Source organism: Allobosea sp. P1_B10, assembly GCF_056406735.1.
Genome location: NZ_JBFTZP010000002.1, coordinates 22,342 through 38,134 on the forward strand (window position 1 = coordinate 22,342; position 15,793 = coordinate 38,134).

The window sequence follows — 15,793 nt, forward strand, 5'->3', positions numbered from 1 at the left end:
CGTATTAATCCATTAGATTATGTAACACGTGCCATATAATCGCGGCGTCCTCGCCCTTCCAATAGGTCACCTGGCCGCATGATCCGGGGAGTCGGAAGGGTTGTGGCAAGACCGCGCGGCCGCTTGCTGGCGAGGTAGCATCGGCTTGCTAGCGTCCAGGCACGAGGGGATGCGTCTGCGGGCCGCGGCCTCCCTCACGTTAGGGGTAGCGCTGGAGCGCGGCGTTCGCCAAGCTGGCCGGAGTGGGCAAAACGAGCAGGGGCGAATGACGAACGAGCAGAAGCCAGTCGCGGCTGGAGACGAATTCGCCGCCATGTTTGCGGAGGCGGGACTTCCGGGTTTGCAGGCCGCGACGGAGAGGCAGCGCGGGCAGGGGCCGCATCGCTACATCAAGCTCAGGAACGCCCGGATCATCGACGGAACCGGTGCTCCTCCCTGGGGCCCGGCCGACGTCGTCATCGAGGACGGGCGGATAACGGGGCTCGCAAAGGCCGGCAAGGCAAAGCCGCTTGATCCCAACCTTCGCCCCGAGGATTTTCTCGAGATCGACTGTGCGGGGAAGTTTCTGACCCCGGGCCTGATCGATTGCCATGCTCATATCGGGGCGCCGTTCCACGCCAAGAACGGGCCCCAGCCTTCCGCCGACTACGTCTACAAGCTCTGGCTGGCGCATGGCGTCACGACGATCCGCGAAACCGGCTGCTTCAATGGCTTGAGCTGGACGCTCGAGCAGAAGGCGGCATCCGAGGCGCATCGGATCGATGCGCCGCGCATCCTCGCCTATGCGCCGTTCCCGGCGACGGCGGACTATGTGAAGAGCCTGCACACGCCCGAACAGGCCGCAACCTGGGTCGAGCGCGCCAAGGCGGCCGGGGCCGACGGTGTGAAGTTCTTCGCCTCTCCGCCCGCCATCATGAAGGCCGCGATCGAGAAGGCCAACGCGATCGGACTGCGCAGCTGCTGCCATCACGCGCAGCTCGCGATGGGCCGGATGAACCCCCTGCAGACCGCGAGCTGGGGGCTGACGAGCACCGAGCACTCCTACGGCATTCCCGAGACGCTGCTCGAAGACCAGACGTTGCAGAGCTTTCCGCCCGACTACGACTATGGCGACGAGTATCTGCGCTTCTCGGCGGCGGGCCAGACCTTCCTGCAGGCGGCAAAGCCGGGATCGGCGAAATGGCAGGCGGTGCTCGCGGGCTTTCTCGAGGCACAGCACACCTTCGTCCCCACCTTCAATGTCTACGACGCCAATCGCGACCTGATGCGCACGCGCCGCGCCGATTGGCACGAGCGCTTCACCGATCCGACGCTGTGGTCGTATTTCCAGCCGCAGCGCGGCGGCCACGGCGCGTATTGGTACCGCTGGTCGACGACAAACGAGATCGAGTGGCGCGAGACCTTCCGGCTGTGGATGCGGTTCGTGAACGACTACAAGAATCTCGGCGGGCGCATCGGCGTCGGCAGCGATTCCGGGTTCATGTTCCAGACCTATGGCTTCGGTTATATCCGCGAGCTCGAACTGCTCCAGGAGGCCGGCTTCACCCCGCTCGAAGTCCTGCGGGCAGCGACTTGCTGGGGCGCGGAGCTCTTGGGGATCGGCGACGACACCGGAACGCTCGAGGTCGGCAAGCGCGCCGACATCCTCGTCCATTGCGGCAACCCGCTCAATGATTTCAAGCTGCTCTACGGCACGGGGGCGATGCGCCTCAACGACGAGGCGAAATCCGTGGACTGGGATCGCAGCCTCGAAAAGGTCATCAAGGGCGGCCTGATCTACGACCCCGCCGAGCTGCTGGCCGATGTGGAGGCCATCGTGTCGGAAGCCCGGGAACGCTCCGGTGGATGACACGGGCGGGCTTCGTCCCGAATTCATCCTGCTGACGGGGGCGCTGGGCTCGGGCAAGACGACGTTGCTCTCCGAGCACCTCGCCATGGCGGCAACGGCGGACACCGGCGTCATCATCAACGACGCCGGCGAGGTGAATGTCGACGGTGCCGTCATAGGCTCCGATCATCGCAACCTCGCGCTGGCGACGCTGAGCGACGGCTGCATCTGCTGTTCGCTGGGCAACAGCCTGCAGGACGGGATCGACGCGCTGCTACTCGCCAGGGCAGAGCGCGGCCTGGGTCCGTTGCGCAGGATCATCCTGGAGACGAGCGGGCTGGCGGAACCTGCCCCGATCCTGCGCTCGCTGGGGCAGGTCCGGCAAACGGCGTTCGACCTACGGATCATCAGCACATTCGACGCCCTGCACGCGCGATCGGACGCGGATTTTCTGCCCCAGTACGCCGCCCAACTGGCGGCAGCGCACAGCGTCGTCCTCACCAAGCTCGACGAGCTCCCGCATGATCTGTGGGAGGTCCGGGCTCGAGAGGCGCGTGCGTTCAACCCGTTGGCGAGGCAGGTCCTGGCCGGCGATCCGCGCGATCGCGCGCGGATCGCTTTCGCCCGCGAGCCTGCCGGCCCTTCCTCGCAATTCGCCTGCTTCGCCGCGTCCGAACCGGCGCCCGACCGGATCACGATCGCCTTTGCAAGCTGGAGTGACGCGGCCTCGTGGGCAGCCATCGGCGAATGGATCGAGAATGTCGCCGGCTATTTCGATACGCGCCTGCTGCGGATGAAGGGGCTGGTGCGGCCAGCCGGCTTCAGCGAGCCGCTACTCATCAACGGCGTCGGCAATGCGTTCTCGCCGCCGCGGCGGGTCAGGAGCGACGATGACGCCGCGCTCGGACTGATGATGATCCTGCGCGATTCCTCCAGGGAGGAATTCGAGGGCTTCGCTGCGGGGCTTCCGACACTGGAACTGCGCTTCAGTTAGGGGAGTCGTCGGTCGGCGACGCAGTTTCGCGCGTTGGCGGAGACCCAGGGGCTAGGCGCCGACCTGCCGGCAGTTGCATCTCCTTGCGTAAATTATCGGCCGGAGCGTTGACTGACGCGGGTATGACTTCAATACTGACCTGCATGTCAGTAAGGGGGTGGGCTTGAGCGAGACGGTCTTCGACGTCATCGTGGTGGGGGGCGGTGGCGCCGGGCTGATGAGCGCCCTGGCTGCGGCCCGCCTCGGTCGTTCCGTCCTGCTGCTGGAAAAAGCAGAAAAGCTCGGCGGCACGACGGCGTTGTCCGTCGGCACGGTCTGCGCGACATCGACCCGCCTGCAGCGCGATGCGGGGATCACGGACTGCCCCGACGCGCATTTCGCCGATCTCGACAGGTTCGTCGGTCCCCTGCTCGCGCGCGACAATCTCGAGTTGCGGCGCCTGCTCGTCGACAATGTTCCCGAGACGATCTCCATTCTGGAGGATCTCGGGGTCACCTTCATGGGGCCGTTGCCCGAGCTCCCGCACAGCAAGCCGAGGCTGCACGCGATCATCCCGCATTCGCGCGGCTTCATCCATCATCTCGAACGCGCCTGCCTGAAGCACGGCGTCACGATCGTGACGTCATGCGAGATGCGCGAGGTGATATATGAGGCTGGACGCGTGCAGGGCGTTTCCATAGCCTCGCGAAAGAGTTCCGACAGTGCCGAGCGGATGCGCGCGCGGCTTGGCGTGATCCTTGCGACCGGAGATTTCAGTTCAGCAACGACGGACTACAAGCGTCGATATATGAGCGGCCCGCTGCTCGAGATCGGCGGGATCAATCCGGCCAGCACCGGGGACGGACAGAGGCTGGCCGAGGCGATTGGCGCCGAGGTCGTGAATGGGGATCTGGCATGGGGACCGGAAATCCGCTTTACCGCGCCGCCGCGGCCGAGCCTGATCGCGCGGCTGCCGACGAGCCGCTGGTTCGCGCGGCTGATCCTGTCTGCGCAGAAGCATCTCCCCGATGCCCTGCTGCGCCCTTTCATGCTGCGCTTCGTCACGACCTATCTCGCGCCGTCGCATGGCCTGTTCCGCGCCGGGGCGATCCTGGTCAATCGCGAGGGGCTGCGCTTCTGCGACGAACTTCAGCGCCCCCAGGACGCAATCGGCCGCCAGTCCGGGCAGGCTGCCTTCATCATCTGCGACCAGGCGATCGCCGAACGCTTCCGCGCCTGGCCGAACTTCGTCTCGACCGCGCCCGGCGTCGGCTTTGCCTATCTGCCGGACTATGCGCGCTCGCGGCCCGACCTCTACGCCACCGCGCCGACACTGGAAGGGCTGGCCGCCAAGCTGAAATTGCCAGCGGACCAGCTTGCAGCAAGCGTGGCCGCGCATAATGCCGAACTCCGGGCGACCCAGGATGGCGACGAGCGCCTGCCGGTCGCGACCGGACCGTTCCATGCGCTGGGGCCTGCCAAATCCTGGATCGTGTTCAGCGAGGGTGGCCTGCGGATCGACACACAATTCCACGTCCTCGACCGCTCCGGCTGCGCCATTGCCGGCCTCTATGCCGCAGGCTCAGCCGGGCAGGGCGGTGTCCTGCTCGAAGGCCACGGCCATCACCTCGGCTGGGCTTTCACATCCGGCCGGCTCGCCGGTCGCAACGCCGCTCTGGCGGCTCCGCCGGATTGATCGTCACGCGACGCGTCAACCGGCAGGGCCGTCAACGAGACGCCTGAAAAACATCAAAACAGAGGGAAGAAGACCAGTCATGTCCAAGCTCACGAATGCACTGACCGCCGCCGCCGTGCTCGGCGGGCTCGCGCTGACGGCGCCCGCCGCCTTCGCGCAGAACAAGATGGAACTGAACATGGCGACGCCCTGGGCGGGCGGGCACTGGCTCGACATCGGCGCCAAGAAATATGCCGAGAACGTCGAGAAGATGACCGAGGGGCGCATCAAGATCAACGTCTTCCCGGCCGGTGCGCTCGGCCCGGCGCTGAAGGTCACGGAGACGGTCCAGAAGGGCGTCGCCGACATGGGCCATAGCTGGCCGGGCTACGACTGGGCGGTCGATCGCACCGGCGCGATCTTCTCGGGCTGGTCGGCTGGACCCAACCCCGAAGAGATGATGATGTGGCTCTACAATGGCGGCGGGGCCGAGCTCTGGAAGCAGTGGCGCAAGGAGAAGTTCGACGTCGTCGCCTTCCCATGCGGCGTGCTCGAAACCGAGTTCTTCATGCACTCGCACAAGCCGATCCGCACCGTCGCGGACATGAAGGGGCTGAAGCTGCGCACCTCGTCCTCATGGGCCGAGATCGCGCCGATGCTGGGCGCCTCGACGGTCGTCCTGCCGGGCTCCGAAGTGTTCAGCGCGCTGGAGCGCAAGGTCGTCGACGCGATCGAATGGGGCGGCCCCGGCAGCAACCTGTCGGAGGGTTTCCACAAGGTCGCCAAATACGTGATCATGCCGGGCCTGCACGCGCCGTCGGGAGCGCATGACTGCGTGTTCAACAACGCCACCTGGGCGAAGATCGGCGACAAGGACAAGCAGTTGCTCGAACTGGCGGGCCGCCTGACCGTGCTCGACACCTATCTCGGCTACGCAAAGAGCGACCTCGACGCCTACAAGCAGATCAAGGCCTCCAACATTGAAGTGGTGCAGGTTGATCCCAGCCTGACGGCCGCCGTGGTCAAGGCCTCGGGCGAGTGGGCCGACAAGCAGTCGACCTCCAATGCCTGGTTCAAGAAGGCCTATGACAGCCAGAAGGCATTCATGGCCAGCGTCAAGCCGATGGCCGAGTTCCGTTTCGCAATCGGCTCGCGCTGATCCCAGCCAGTCGACGGCAGTCTCATCGCTGCTGTCGACTGGCCTCCTGGCTTGAGGTCGTCATGCCCATTGTCCGCTTCATCAACATGCTTTCGCTATGGTCGGGACGGGCGGGAGCGCTGGTCGTTCTCCCCCTGGTTCTCGCCATGGTCTACGAGGTGCTCAGCCGCTACCTCTTCTCTGCGCCGACGCAATGGGCCTTCGAGCTCAGCTACATGATGATGGGCACGATCTTCCTGCTCGGCCTGTCCTACGCCGTGCTGGTGAACCAGCACGTCAATGTCGACTTCCTGCATCAGGTGCTGCCGCGCCGTGGCATCGCGATCATCGATGCGATCGGCTACGTCCTGATGACCGGGATGCTGTTCTGGCTGACCAAAGCGCTGATCGACAACGTCTTCAGCGTCTACCGGTCAGGCGAAGGAACGGGCCTCTCTTCGTGGAACCCGCCGATCTGGCCTTACCGCGTCATCTATGCGCTGGGGTTCGGGCTGTTTGCCCTGCAATGCCTCGCCAAAGCGATCGAGAACCTGCTGATCGTTTTCGGACATGACCCCGAAGGATCGGCTCAATGACATCCGCTACCGTCCTCTGGATGTTCCCGGCCCTGCTGGGACTGATCTTCCTCGGCTTCCCCGTCGCCTTCTCGATGATGATCGCAGCGCTCGGCTTCGGCCTTCTGCGCTTCGGCAGCACGCTGGTGCATCAGTTCGCCCAGCGCGTCGACGACCTCTCCACCAACTACGTGCTGGGCGCGATCCCGCTCTTCATCTTCATGGGCTCGATCCTCGAACGCGCGGGGATCGCCGAGCGCCTGTTCGACGCCCTCTACATGTGGACCCGCAGGCTTCCGGGTGGCCTTGCGATCGCGGCGCTGCTGATGTGCACGATCTTCGCCGCCGCGAGCGGCGTCGTCGGCGCCACGGAAACGCTGGTCGGAATGCTCGCCATCCCGGCCATGGTGAAGCGTCGCTACGACAACCGGCTGATCGCCGGCACGATCTGCGGCGGTGGCTCGCTGGGCACAATCATCCCGCCCTCGGTTCCCGTCGTGGTGCTTGCGCCGATCGCGACCCTGCCGATCGGGGACCTGCTCGCCGGCATCCTGATCCCCGGCCTGACGATGTCGGCTTTGTTCATCCTCTACATCCTGATCGCGTGTGGGCTGAAACCCTCGCTTGCTCCGCCGGAAAAAGATCCCGACCCGCGCAGCCTGGGCGAGAAGATCAAGTTCACGCTGGTCGCGCTGGTGCCTCCGGGCTTCCTGATCTTCACGGTGCTCGGCACCCTGTTCATGGGGCTCGCGACGCCGACGGAGGCTGCGGCCTGCGGTTCGCTCGGTGTTCTTCTGCTTGCGATCGTGTATCGCCGGATGTCCTGGCGGCTGCTGTTCCAGGCCTCGGTCCAGACGGTGTCGCTGACGGCGATGATCCTCGCGATCGTGCTGGCCGGCGGCATGTTCTCCGGTGTGTTCTTCGCATCGGGCGGCATGACGGCGACCAAAAGCATCCTCGACGCCTTCGGCCTCTCGCCATGGTCGGTGGTCGCGGTGATCCTGTTCGTCGCCTTCATCCTGGGGTTCCTGATCGATTCGATCTCGATCATCCTGATCGTCGTTCCGATCGCGATCCCGCTGATCAAGAGCTTCGGCCTCGATCCGCTCTGGTTCGCGGTCGTGCTCCTGGTGATGCTGCAGACGAGCTATCTGACGCCACCGATGGCGCCCTCGATCTTCTATCTGAAGGCGATCGCTCCTCCGTCGATGCGGTTGCAGGACATGTACTGGGGCGTGATACCTTTCATCTGCTGCCAGTTGCTCGTGCTAATCCTCCTGATCGCCTTCCCAGGAATGGCGACCTGGATGCCCAAGGTCATGTATGGCCAATGAGCGATCTGCCACGTCGGCTCCGTCAGGGGCGGACGTGGCTCCCATCATGCGGCAATCGCATGACGGGGGAGGCCGAGCCGGCTTGCTCCGTCGGCTGCCTCACGGTACTTACATACATGTAAGTCAGCGTTGATAGTGTAACAGAACGGGACGAGCAGGATGAAGCTGGCAGGCAAGATCGCGATCATCACCGGTGGCGGGTCCGGTATCGGCCACCAGGCGTGCAGGCTCTTCGCTCGCGAAGGCGCCACCGTCATCGTCGCCGACCGCGACCTTGCGGCTGCCGAGCAGGTTGTGGCGGAAATCACGGGCGACGGCGGCAAGGCGTCTGCCCATCGCGTCGATGTCAGCAAGGAGGCCGAGGTCGAGGCGATGGTCGGCAAGGCCGTCGCCGATTACGGCCGGCTTGATATCCTGGTCAACAACGCCGGCTACGGCATCGCCGGCACTGTGGTCTCGACCTCCGAGGCGGACTGGAACGCGCTGATGTCCGTCAATGTCAACGGCGTCTACCTCGGCTGCAAGCACGCCATTCCCGTCATGGAGAGGCAAGGCGGCGGCGCGATCGTGAACACGGCCTCCGCGGCTGCCAATATCGGCATCCATGACCGTGCAGCCTATGTCGCCTCCAAGGGAGCGGTGGCGGCCCTGACCCGCGCCATGGCGATCGACCATGTCGATGCCGGCATCCGTATCAATGCGGTGGCGCCCGGCACGATCGAGTCACCCTATTTCACGAAAATCCTGAGCGGCCCCGACGGCGCGGAACTGCGCCGGGGGCTCGAGGAACGGCAGGCGATGGAGCGTCTCGGCAAGCCCGTCGAGATCGCACAGGCCATGCTCTGGCTTGCCAGCGACGATGCCTCCTTCTGCACGGGTTCCGTCATGGTCGTCGATGGCGGCTGGACGGCCCGCGGCGATCGCAAACCCCAGAAAAAGGCCTGACGCATGTACGGACTCCAAGGGCGCAAGGCGATCGTCACTGGCGCGGCTCACGGCATCGGCCGCGCCATCGCGGCGCGGCTCGTGGCCGAGGGCTGCGACGTCGGCATCTTCGATCTCGATCTCGCGGCGGCGCAGGCGACTGCCGAGGCTCTCGGCCAGGGTGGCGGCAAGGTCGAGGTTGCGGCCGGTGATGTCTCCTCCAGCCGCGATGTGGAGGCCGGCATCGGCTCGCTGATGCAGGCGCTTGGCCCGGTCGATATCCTCGTGAACAATGCCGGCATCTGCAAGGTCGGCAAGTTTCTCGAGACCACGGAAGCCGAATGGAAGGCGACCTTCGGCATCAATGTCGACGGGCTGTTCCATGTCACGCGCCAGGTCGCGCCCGGCATGGTCGAGCGCCGCAGCGGCGCGATCGTGAACATCGCGTCCTGGATGGGTAAATCAGGCGTGGGTGCCTATGGCGCCTATTGCGCGTCGAAATTCGCGGTGGTGTCGTTGACGCAGTCGCTGGCGCTCGAGTTCGGCGAATTCGGCGTGCGCGTCAACGCCGTCGCTCCTGGCCTGATCGTCGATACCAAGATGCGCGACGAGTCCGAGATCCTGCGGGCGGCCGAAGGGCTGCCGACGGCGCAGGACCGGGCGAAGGAGATTCCGCTGCGCCGTGCCGGCGTGCCCTCGGATGTCGCCAAGGCGGTTGCCTTCCTGGCGTCCCCGGAAGCCGACTACATCACCGGTGAGACGATGAGCGTCACCGGCGGCATCTGGAACGACTGACACAACAACGATCCGCAAGGAGACGCGCATGCCTCGCTTCAAGGATTTCCGCCCCGCCGGCGTTATTCCCGCCACGCTGCTTGCCCTCAACGAGGACATGAGCATCGACGAGCGCCAGACCCGCAAGCACCTGCGCGATTGCGCGCTGGTGGATGGCGTTTCAGCCGTGACGGTCAACGGCCATGCCTCGGAGGTGCATGCCTGCAGCTTCGACGAGCAGCAGCAGATCCTGGCCGCGTCGCTCGCTGAGGTCGGCGACAGAGTGCCGCTGATAAACGGCATCTATGCCGACGGCTCGATCGAGGCGGCGCGGCTGGCGGCCATGGCGGAGAAGGAGGGTGCGTCCGCGCTGCTCGTCTTCCCGCCCAACAGCATGGCTATGGGCGGGCATCTGCGCCCCGAAATGGCATTCACGCACTATCGCCGCATCGCGGATGCGACCGACCTCCCGATCATCGCCTTCCAGTACCCGATGGCGAGCAACCTCGGTTACACCTTCGATACGCTGCTGAAGCTGTTCGAGACGGTGCCGACCATCGCGGCGATCAAGGACTGGTCGAACGATGCGATGCTGCATGAGAAGCACATCCGCACCTTCCAGAACCTCGCGAAGCCTGTGAATGTGTTGACGACGCACTCCTCCTGGCTGATGGCCTCGCTGACACTGGGCTGCAACGGCCTGCTGTCGGGCTCCGGCAGCGTGATTGCGGATCTGCAGGTCGCGCTCTTCCGCGCGGTGCAGGCCGGTGACCTCAAGACCGCGCAGGCGGTCAACGACCGGATCTACCCGCTGTCGCAGGCCTTCTACGCGCAGCCCTTCCTCGACATGCACAACCGCATGAAGGAGGCGCTGGTGCTGCTCGGGCGTCTCGACAAGGCCGTGGTGCGCCCGCCGCTCGTCAAGATAGGGCAGCCCGAGATCGAGCGGATCCGCGTCGCCCTGGAGCAGGCCGGGATCGGTCGCGAAGGCGCGCTGAAGCTCGCCGCCTGACGCGGGACGAGGCGGCTCACAAGGCGAGCGAAGCCATGCTTCAGGCCACCCCGGCGCATCTTTTCAGTGCAGGTCGCATAGGCCCGCTGACGCTGAAGAACCGCATCGTCATGGCGCCGATGACGACGCGCCGCGCCGATGCCGAGGGCCATGTCACCGACGCCGCCATCGCCTATTATGTCGCCCGCGCGCAGGGCGGCGTCGGGCTCATCACGGTCGAGATGGCGGCGCCCGAACGGGCCGGGAAGCATCGCAATTTCGAACTCGCCCTGCATGACGATCGCTTCCTGCCCGGTCTGACCCGGCTGGTCACGGCGATCCATGCCGCCGGGGCAAAGGCCTCGATCCAGATCGGCCATGGCGGCGGGCATACCCGTCTCGACATCGCCGGCGTGACGCCGATCGCGCCATCGGCCATCCCCCACAGCGTCCAGGAGGGGCATACCGAGGTCATCGTGCCCGAGGCGATGACACCGGCGCGGATCGCGCAGACGGTCGCCGCCTTTGCCGAGGCGGCGGCGCGCGCGGCAAAGGCCGGCTTCGATGCCGTCGAGATCCATGGCGCGCACGGCTATCTGCTGTCGCAGTTCCTGGCGCCGTTGGAGAACCGGCGCGAGGATGAGTATGGCGGCAGCCTCGAGAACCGCGCCCGCTTCGCGCTCGAGATCATCCGCGCTGTCAAACGCGCCGTGCCGCGGCTCGCCGTGATCTTCCGGATGAATGGCGATGATTTCTTCGAGGGCGGGATGCCTCCCTCGGAAGCAGTCCCGGTCGCTGTCTGGGCCGTCGAGGCGGGCGCCGACGCCATCCACATGACGGGCGGGCATTATCGGTCGCAGCCGAGCGCCGCGATCATGATTCCGCCCATGGCGACGGCGAGGACGCCGTTCTCGGGGTTCGCGGACGCGGTCAGGCGTGCTGTTGCGGTGCCGGTGATCTCCGTCGGGCGCTATGGCGACCCGGCCGAGGCCCAGGCGGCGATCACCGGCGGAAAGGCCGATTTCATCGCCTTGGGGCGCCCGCTGCTCGCCGACCCGGATTGGGTCCGCAAGGCGGAACGGGGAGACGCAGTCCGGCGCTGCCTCGCCTGCAACACCTGCGTCGATGGCATGCGGGCCGGCAGCGCGCTGCACTGTCTCGTCAATCCCCTGGCGGGCCGCGAACTCGTCAATCCCGCGCCGAAGCCCGTTCGCAGCGGTCAGCGTATCGCCGTCATCGGCGCCGGGCCGGCGGGGCTGAGCTATGCCGGGCTGATGGCGGGGTCCAACGCGGTCACGATCTTCGAGAAGTCCAGCCGCCTTGGCGGAGCCTTCCGGTTCGCCGGGCTCGCGCCGCTGTTCCAGGGCGTCGCGGCGAACCCCGGCAGCCTGACGGACTACATCGCGGCGCTGGCGGAAGACTGCATAGAGCAGGGAGCGACCATCCGCTCAGGGGTCGACGCCCTGGACGATGCCGGCACATTGGCAGGCTTCGACCATGTCGTGATTGCGACAGGAGCGCGCTATAGGGCGGGGACGGGGCGGCTTGTCGAGGCGGCCCTCGCCAGGGGCCTGCTCGGGCGCGATCCCTGGCGCAAGCTCGCAAGCCATCCGCGCCTGCGCGACTGGTTCTACTACAGCGCACGCAAGGCAACGGGCCCGGCGATCGAGGCGCGCCTGAGGGGGCGCGGCTTCACCGTAGAGGTGATTGGCGACGCCGATGTGGCAGGCAAGAGCGAGCAGGCCATCGCTTCGGCTTTCAGGGCGGCCTTTGGTCCTATGGACGGCAGGCAAGCGGACAGACGAGAAGAGGGGCAATTGCCACGGCGCTCAACCCATCGGACCGATCGATGAAGGACGAAATCAAGACAGTGTCGATCGAGCTTCTGCTCCGGCACGGCTTCCAGGGCTTCCGCTTCCGCGATGTCGCCGACCAACTGGGCACGACGCGCGCCAATATCCATCATCACTACGGCAACAAACTCAACCTCTGCGAGGAGGTCATCGTCGACTATGTCGAGCAGACTCTGCTGAACTGGGAGAGCAACTGGCTGAGCGACATGAGTTTTGCCGAGAAGATCGAAGGCATGATGGAGTCCAACCGCCAGCGCTATCTCCGCTACAACCCGTCCGGCACGACCGCCAATCCCTGGAGCCTGATCGGCCGGATGCGCCTGGAGCGCGACCTGATCGGCGCCCGGGCGAGCCAGGCGCTGGTCGATTTCGGCATCACGCTCGACAATCTCGTCAAGGCCGGCATCGACAAGGCCGTCGCGGCTGGTGAACTCACCGACGACATTCCGCGCGACGACATCGCGCTGCAGCTCGTCGCGATCGCCAACAGCGCCGGGCCGATTACCCAGGACGGCGGCAACTTCGACCGCCTGGAGCAGCTCTACCGCTCCTTCAGTCGCATCGTGCATCACGCATACGGCACCAAGCCGCCGGCGCAGGGCAGTTGATCGGGGCCGGCAGGTCGCGACGTCGGAACGCAAACAGGTTCATCGCTGGATCATCAAAGGGAAGACCATGGCACTGCTCGACCACAACACTCAGCCGCTCGAGAAATGGCGCGATGGCGTGATGACGCAGATGCGCGTCTCAGCCGTGGTCCAGGGCCGGCAGCTCTGCATCTTCGACCAGTTCTGCGAGCCGGGACTGGGCGCGCCGATGCATCTCCACGCGGTGGAGGAGGTGCTCGAGGTGTTCGGGGGAACAGCCGAGATCTATCTCGGGAAGGAGACCATGGTCGTCACCGCCAATCAGTCCGTGCTGGTCCCGGCGGGCGCGCGACACGGTTTCAAGAACATCGGCACGGACACGCTGCATGTGCGTGCCACGTTGGCCGCCGCGATCTTCGAGGCGTCCTATGACGATCGCAACGAACTCTCGCGGCGCTACCTGCCGCCGGCGGATTGACGCGACACGCGCGCCCCGGCCTAGCAGGGCGCGCGATCCATCCGGGCTCAGGCCGCGCGCTGTTCGCCGACCCCGAGCCAGCCCAGCAGTTCGCGGCGCAGCCCGGGCAGGACGGGATCGTCGACACGGCGCGGTCGCGGCAGATCGACCGCAACCTCATGCGCGATGACACCGTCCTTCATCACCAGGACGCGATCGGCCAGAAGCAGAGCCTCCTCGACGTCATGGGTCACCAGGAGGACGGCGCAGCGATGGCGCTGCCAGAGCTCGCCGACAAGGGCCTGCGCCTTGATCCGCGTCAGTGCATCGAGCGCGCCGAACGGCTCGTCGAGCAGCAGCAGGTCGGGCTCGCGGACCAGCGCCCGCGCCAGGGACGCGCGCTGGGCCTCGCCGCCCGAGAGCACCTTCGGCCAGACCTCGGCGCGATGCGACAGGCCGACCTCGGCCAGCGCGGCATCGGCCCGGGCGCGGTTCTCTCCCCCGGGCAAGCCGAGCGTGACGTTCCGCCAGACCGGCTTCCACGGCATCAGCCGCGGCGCCTGGAAGGCGACGGCGCGGCGCACCGGCACCGTGACGTCGCCCGAGATCTCATGGTCGAGATCGGCGAGCACCCTGAGCAAAGTGCTCTTGCCGCAACCGCTCGCCCCGACGAGCGCGACGAATTCACCGGCCGCGATATCGAGGTCCAGGTCGCGGATCACGGCGCGCTCGCCGAAATGGCGCGACAGCCCGCGAACAGTCACCGCATTGGCTGGGACAGTCATTGTCAGGCTCCCGAGAAGGCTGGCCGCCAGGCCAGAAGCACGCGCTCGAGCAGCCGCACGATCGCATCGACGCCAAGCCCGAGCAGGGCATAGATCGCAAGGCACACGACGATGACGTCGGTCTGGAAGAACTCGCGGGCGTTGTTCATGAGATAGCCGATGCCGGCTGTGGCATTGATCTGTTCGCCGAACACCAGCGCCAGCCACGCAACCGCGAGGGAATAGCGCAGGCCTACGAGTGCGCCCGGCATGGCGCCCGGCAGGATGACATGGCGGATCAGGCCGGTGCGCCCAGGCCCGAGCGTCCGTGCCGCCTCGACCAACGACTGGTCGACATTGCGGATGCCGGCATAGACGTTGAGATAGAGCGGGAACGAGGTCGCGAGCGCAATCAGCGCGATCTTCGGCTGCTCGCCGATGCCGAACCAGATGATCAGCAGCGGGATCAGCGCGATGGTCGGGATCGTCCGGAGCATCTGGACGGTGGAGTCAATCAGGTCCTCGCCGATCCGCGACAGGCCCGACACCAGCGCGAGCCCGACCCCGATGGTTCCGCCGATCGCCAACCCGGCGACGACGCGCCCGAGCGAGGCCACGATGGCGGCCTGCAATTCGCCGGTGGCGATGAGTTCGCCGGCGCTGCCGATCACGGTCGCCGGCCCCGCCAGCACCTCGGGCGGCAGCACGCCCGAGATCGCGGCGAGATGCCAGATCAGGACAAGCAGCAGCGGGCCGGCGGCGCGCCGGAGCGGGCGCGGCAGTCCCTGCCTTTGCGTGGCGGCTGGCAGGACGCGCGTCAGGCGAAGCGCGTCGCGTGCGCGGCTTTGCGCCGGGCGCGGCAAGGGGAGGGTGCGCGGCGCCGGGACGCGAGGCGCCTCGAGCCGCGCGAAACTGATGTCGGCCTGGCTCATTCTCAGGCTCCGATCGTCAGGTCGCGGAAGACATGGCGGTTGAAGTCGATCTCGCCCGTGAGAACGCCCGCCGCAGTCCAGGTATCGAACGTCTTCTTCAGGCCAGCCACGACGCGGTCGTCGATCGCCAGCCTGCGGTTGGCGAGATCGTCCTCTGCAAGTTCGCGAGCGATGGCCTCGTCCTGCTTGGCGAAGGCGCGATACCAGGCGATGTAGGCCTCCGGGTTCTTGCGGCCCCAGGCATAGGCGCGCTCGACGCGGTTGGAATAATCCGCGATCGCCGCGAGCTTGCCGGGGTCCTCGATCGCGCTCTGCGTCGCGCTGTAGACACCGAGCCCCGAATTGATGCCCTCGCCCTCGGACAGGACGCGGGCGCCGAGCGCGCTGCGGATGCGTGCGCCATAGACGCCCCAGGTCGCCCAGGCGTCGATGCTGCCGGCGCCGAAGGCCGCCCCCGCATCGACGGGGTTGAGGAAGGCGAGCTTGACGTCGCTCTCCTTCAGGCCGGCCTTCGCGAGTTCGCCGATCACGAGATAATGCGAGACGCTGCCGCGCGTCGTCGGCGAGATCGTCTTGCCGGCGAGATCGGCGACGCTCGTCACCTTGCTGCCCTTGGGTACGTAGAGCCGCGTGCCGCGTCCGCCATTGCTCCAGGCGGATACGACCTGGATCCTCGAGCCGCCCGCCATGGCACTGACCGTCGGAGAATCGCTGGCGGAGCCGATGTCGATGGCGCCCGCCTTCAGCGCCTCATGCAGGTGCACGGCGGCCGGGTAGACTGACCATTCGATCTTGTAGGGGAGATCATCGAGCAGGCCCGCGGCCTTGAACTTGCTGTGGTTCTGGCCGACCTGGTCTCCGACGCGCAGAGTGACCTTGCTGAGGTCGGGACCGGCGGCGCGAACGAGGTTGGGGGCGGCGATCAGGCCGGCGCCGAGACCGGCGGTGAAAGAACGACGGGTGAGCGTCATGGAGCTTGTCCTTCTAC

The 15,793-nt window shown here is 66.4% G+C and carries 15 protein-coding genes; 12 read left to right on the forward strand and 3 right to left on the reverse strand.

Annotation, left to right across the window (positions count from 1 at the left end):
- Positions 1-265: 265 nt before the first annotated feature.
- The 12 genes from AC1D2L_RS04780 to AC1D2L_RS04835 all read left to right on the forward strand — a co-directional run bounded on the left by AC1D2L_RS04780 (position 266) and on the right by AC1D2L_RS04835 (position 13,130).
- Entirely contained in the window at positions 266-1,849 is a 1,584-nt protein-coding gene (locus AC1D2L_RS04780; protein WP_476844697.1) for an amidohydrolase family protein, read from the forward strand.
- A complete protein-coding gene (locus tag AC1D2L_RS04785; protein ID WP_476844698.1) occupies positions 1,842-2,822 on the forward strand; it encodes a CobW family GTP-binding protein in 981 nt (326 codons plus the stop codon). Before AC1D2L_RS04780 ends, AC1D2L_RS04785 begins: the two co-directional genes overlap by 8 nt.
- Positions 2,823-2,985: 163 nt before the next feature.
- Positions 2,986-4,497: an FAD-dependent oxidoreductase gene (locus AC1D2L_RS04790; RefSeq protein WP_476844699.1), complete on the forward strand. Its 1,512-nt coding sequence runs from the start codon at positions 2,986-2,988 to the stop codon at positions 4,495-4,497.
- A gap of 79 nt (positions 4,498-4,576) precedes the next feature.
- Positions 4,577-5,635, forward strand: a complete 1,059-nt coding sequence (gene dctP, locus AC1D2L_RS04795; protein ID WP_476844700.1) for a TRAP transporter substrate-binding protein DctP — start codon at positions 4,577-4,579, stop codon at positions 5,633-5,635.
- 62 nt (positions 5,636-5,697) lie between these two features.
- Positions 5,698-6,210, forward strand: a complete 513-nt coding sequence (locus tag AC1D2L_RS04800) for a TRAP transporter small permease subunit (RefSeq protein ID WP_476844701.1) — start codon at positions 5,698-5,700, stop codon at positions 6,208-6,210.
- Complete coding sequence (locus AC1D2L_RS04805; RefSeq protein WP_476844702.1) at positions 6,207-7,523, forward strand: TRAP transporter large permease; 1,317 nt, start codon at positions 6,207-6,209, stop codon at positions 7,521-7,523. The genes AC1D2L_RS04800 and AC1D2L_RS04805 overlap by 4 nt, the downstream gene beginning before the upstream one ends.
- Before the next feature lie 159 nt (positions 7,524-7,682).
- On the forward strand, positions 7,683-8,468 hold the full coding sequence (locus tag AC1D2L_RS04810; protein ID WP_476844703.1) for an SDR family oxidoreductase: 786 nt from the start codon (positions 7,683-7,685) through the stop codon (positions 8,466-8,468).
- Positions 8,469-8,471: 3 nt separating this feature from the next.
- Positions 8,472-9,242: an SDR family NAD(P)-dependent oxidoreductase gene (locus AC1D2L_RS04815; RefSeq protein ID WP_476844704.1), complete on the forward strand. Its 771-nt coding sequence runs from the start codon at positions 8,472-8,474 to the stop codon at positions 9,240-9,242.
- A gap of 28 nt (positions 9,243-9,270) precedes the next feature.
- Positions 9,271-10,233, forward strand: a complete 963-nt coding sequence (locus AC1D2L_RS04820) for a dihydrodipicolinate synthase family protein (protein ID WP_476844705.1) — start codon at positions 9,271-9,273, stop codon at positions 10,231-10,233.
- A gap of 35 nt (positions 10,234-10,268) precedes the next feature.
- A complete protein-coding gene (locus tag AC1D2L_RS04825; RefSeq protein WP_476844706.1) occupies positions 10,269-12,065 on the forward strand; it encodes an oxidoreductase in 1,797 nt (598 codons plus the stop codon).
- Entirely contained in the window at positions 12,062-12,673 is a 612-nt protein-coding gene (locus tag AC1D2L_RS04830; protein WP_476844707.1) for a TetR/AcrR family transcriptional regulator, read from the forward strand. Before AC1D2L_RS04825 ends, AC1D2L_RS04830 begins: the two co-directional genes overlap by 4 nt.
- A 67-nt stretch (positions 12,674-12,740) precedes the next feature.
- Positions 12,741-13,130 carry a cupin domain-containing protein gene (locus tag AC1D2L_RS04835; RefSeq protein ID WP_476844708.1) on the forward strand — a complete coding sequence of 130 codons (390 nt, stop codon included), beginning with the start codon at positions 12,741-12,743 and terminating at the stop codon, positions 13,128-13,130.
- Positions 13,131-13,177: 47 nt separating this feature from the next.
- Here AC1D2L_RS04835 and AC1D2L_RS04840 read toward each other — a convergent pair whose 3' ends face one another.
- Genes AC1D2L_RS04840 through AC1D2L_RS04850 form a run of 3 tightly spaced genes read right to left on the reverse strand, consistent with a single transcriptional unit; the run spans position 13,178 to position 15,776 of the window.
- Positions 13,178-13,894, reverse strand: a complete 717-nt coding sequence (locus AC1D2L_RS04840) for an ABC transporter ATP-binding protein (RefSeq protein ID WP_476844709.1) — start codon at positions 13,892-13,894, stop codon at positions 13,178-13,180.
- A gap of 2 nt (positions 13,895-13,896) precedes the next feature.
- Positions 13,897-14,805, reverse strand: coding sequence for an ABC transporter permease (locus AC1D2L_RS04845; protein WP_476844710.1), 909 nt, complete (start codon positions 14,803-14,805; stop codon positions 13,897-13,899).
- Positions 14,806-14,807: 2 nt separating this feature from the next.
- Positions 14,808-15,776 (reverse strand): ABC transporter substrate-binding protein, encoded by a 969-nt coding sequence (locus AC1D2L_RS04850; protein ID WP_476844711.1) that lies wholly within the window; start codon positions 15,774-15,776, stop codon positions 14,808-14,810.
- Positions 15,777-15,793 lie beyond the last annotated feature (17 nt).

What these genes read in the sequence shown, in the direction of transcription:
- AC1D2L_RS04800 (WP_476844701.1), top strand. Translation starts at nt 5,698, where the DNA reads ATGCCCATTGTCCGCTTCATCAACATGCTTTCGCTATGGTCGGGACGG.
- AC1D2L_RS04825 (WP_476844706.1), top strand. Translation starts at nt 10,269, where the DNA reads ATGCTTCAGGCCACCCCGGCGCATCTTTTCAGTGCAGGTCGCATAGGC.
- AC1D2L_RS04835 (WP_476844708.1), top strand. Translation starts at nt 12,741, where the DNA reads ATGGCACTGCTCGACCACAACACTCAGCCGCTCGAGAAATGGCGCGAT.
- AC1D2L_RS04810 (WP_476844703.1), top strand. Translation starts at nt 7,683, where the DNA reads ATGAAGCTGGCAGGCAAGATCGCGATCATCACCGGTGGCGGGTCCGGT.
- AC1D2L_RS04805 (WP_476844702.1), top strand. Translation starts at nt 6,207, where the DNA reads ATGACATCCGCTACCGTCCTCTGGATGTTCCCGGCCCTGCTGGGACTG.
- AC1D2L_RS04780 (WP_476844697.1), top strand. Translation starts at nt 266, where the DNA reads ATGACGAACGAGCAGAAGCCAGTCGCGGCTGGAGACGAATTCGCCGCC.
- AC1D2L_RS04840 (WP_476844709.1), bottom strand. Translation starts at nt 13,894, where the DNA reads ATGACTGTCCCAGCCAATGCGGTGACTGTTCGCGGGCTGTCGCGCCAT.
- dctP (WP_476844700.1), top strand. Translation starts at nt 4,577, where the DNA reads ATGTCCAAGCTCACGAATGCACTGACCGCCGCCGCCGTGCTCGGCGGG.
- AC1D2L_RS04845 (WP_476844710.1), bottom strand. Translation starts at nt 14,805, where the DNA reads ATGAGCCAGGCCGACATCAGTTTCGCGCGGCTCGAGGCGCCTCGCGTC.
- AC1D2L_RS04815 (WP_476844704.1), top strand. Translation starts at nt 8,472, where the DNA reads ATGTACGGACTCCAAGGGCGCAAGGCGATCGTCACTGGCGCGGCTCAC.
- AC1D2L_RS04850 (WP_476844711.1), bottom strand. Translation starts at nt 15,776, where the DNA reads ATGACGCTCACCCGTCGTTCTTTCACCGCCGGTCTCGGCGCCGGCCTG.
- AC1D2L_RS04830 (WP_476844707.1), top strand. Translation starts at nt 12,062, where the DNA reads ATGAAGGACGAAATCAAGACAGTGTCGATCGAGCTTCTGCTCCGGCAC.
- AC1D2L_RS04820 (WP_476844705.1), top strand. Translation starts at nt 9,271, where the DNA reads ATGCCTCGCTTCAAGGATTTCCGCCCCGCCGGCGTTATTCCCGCCACG.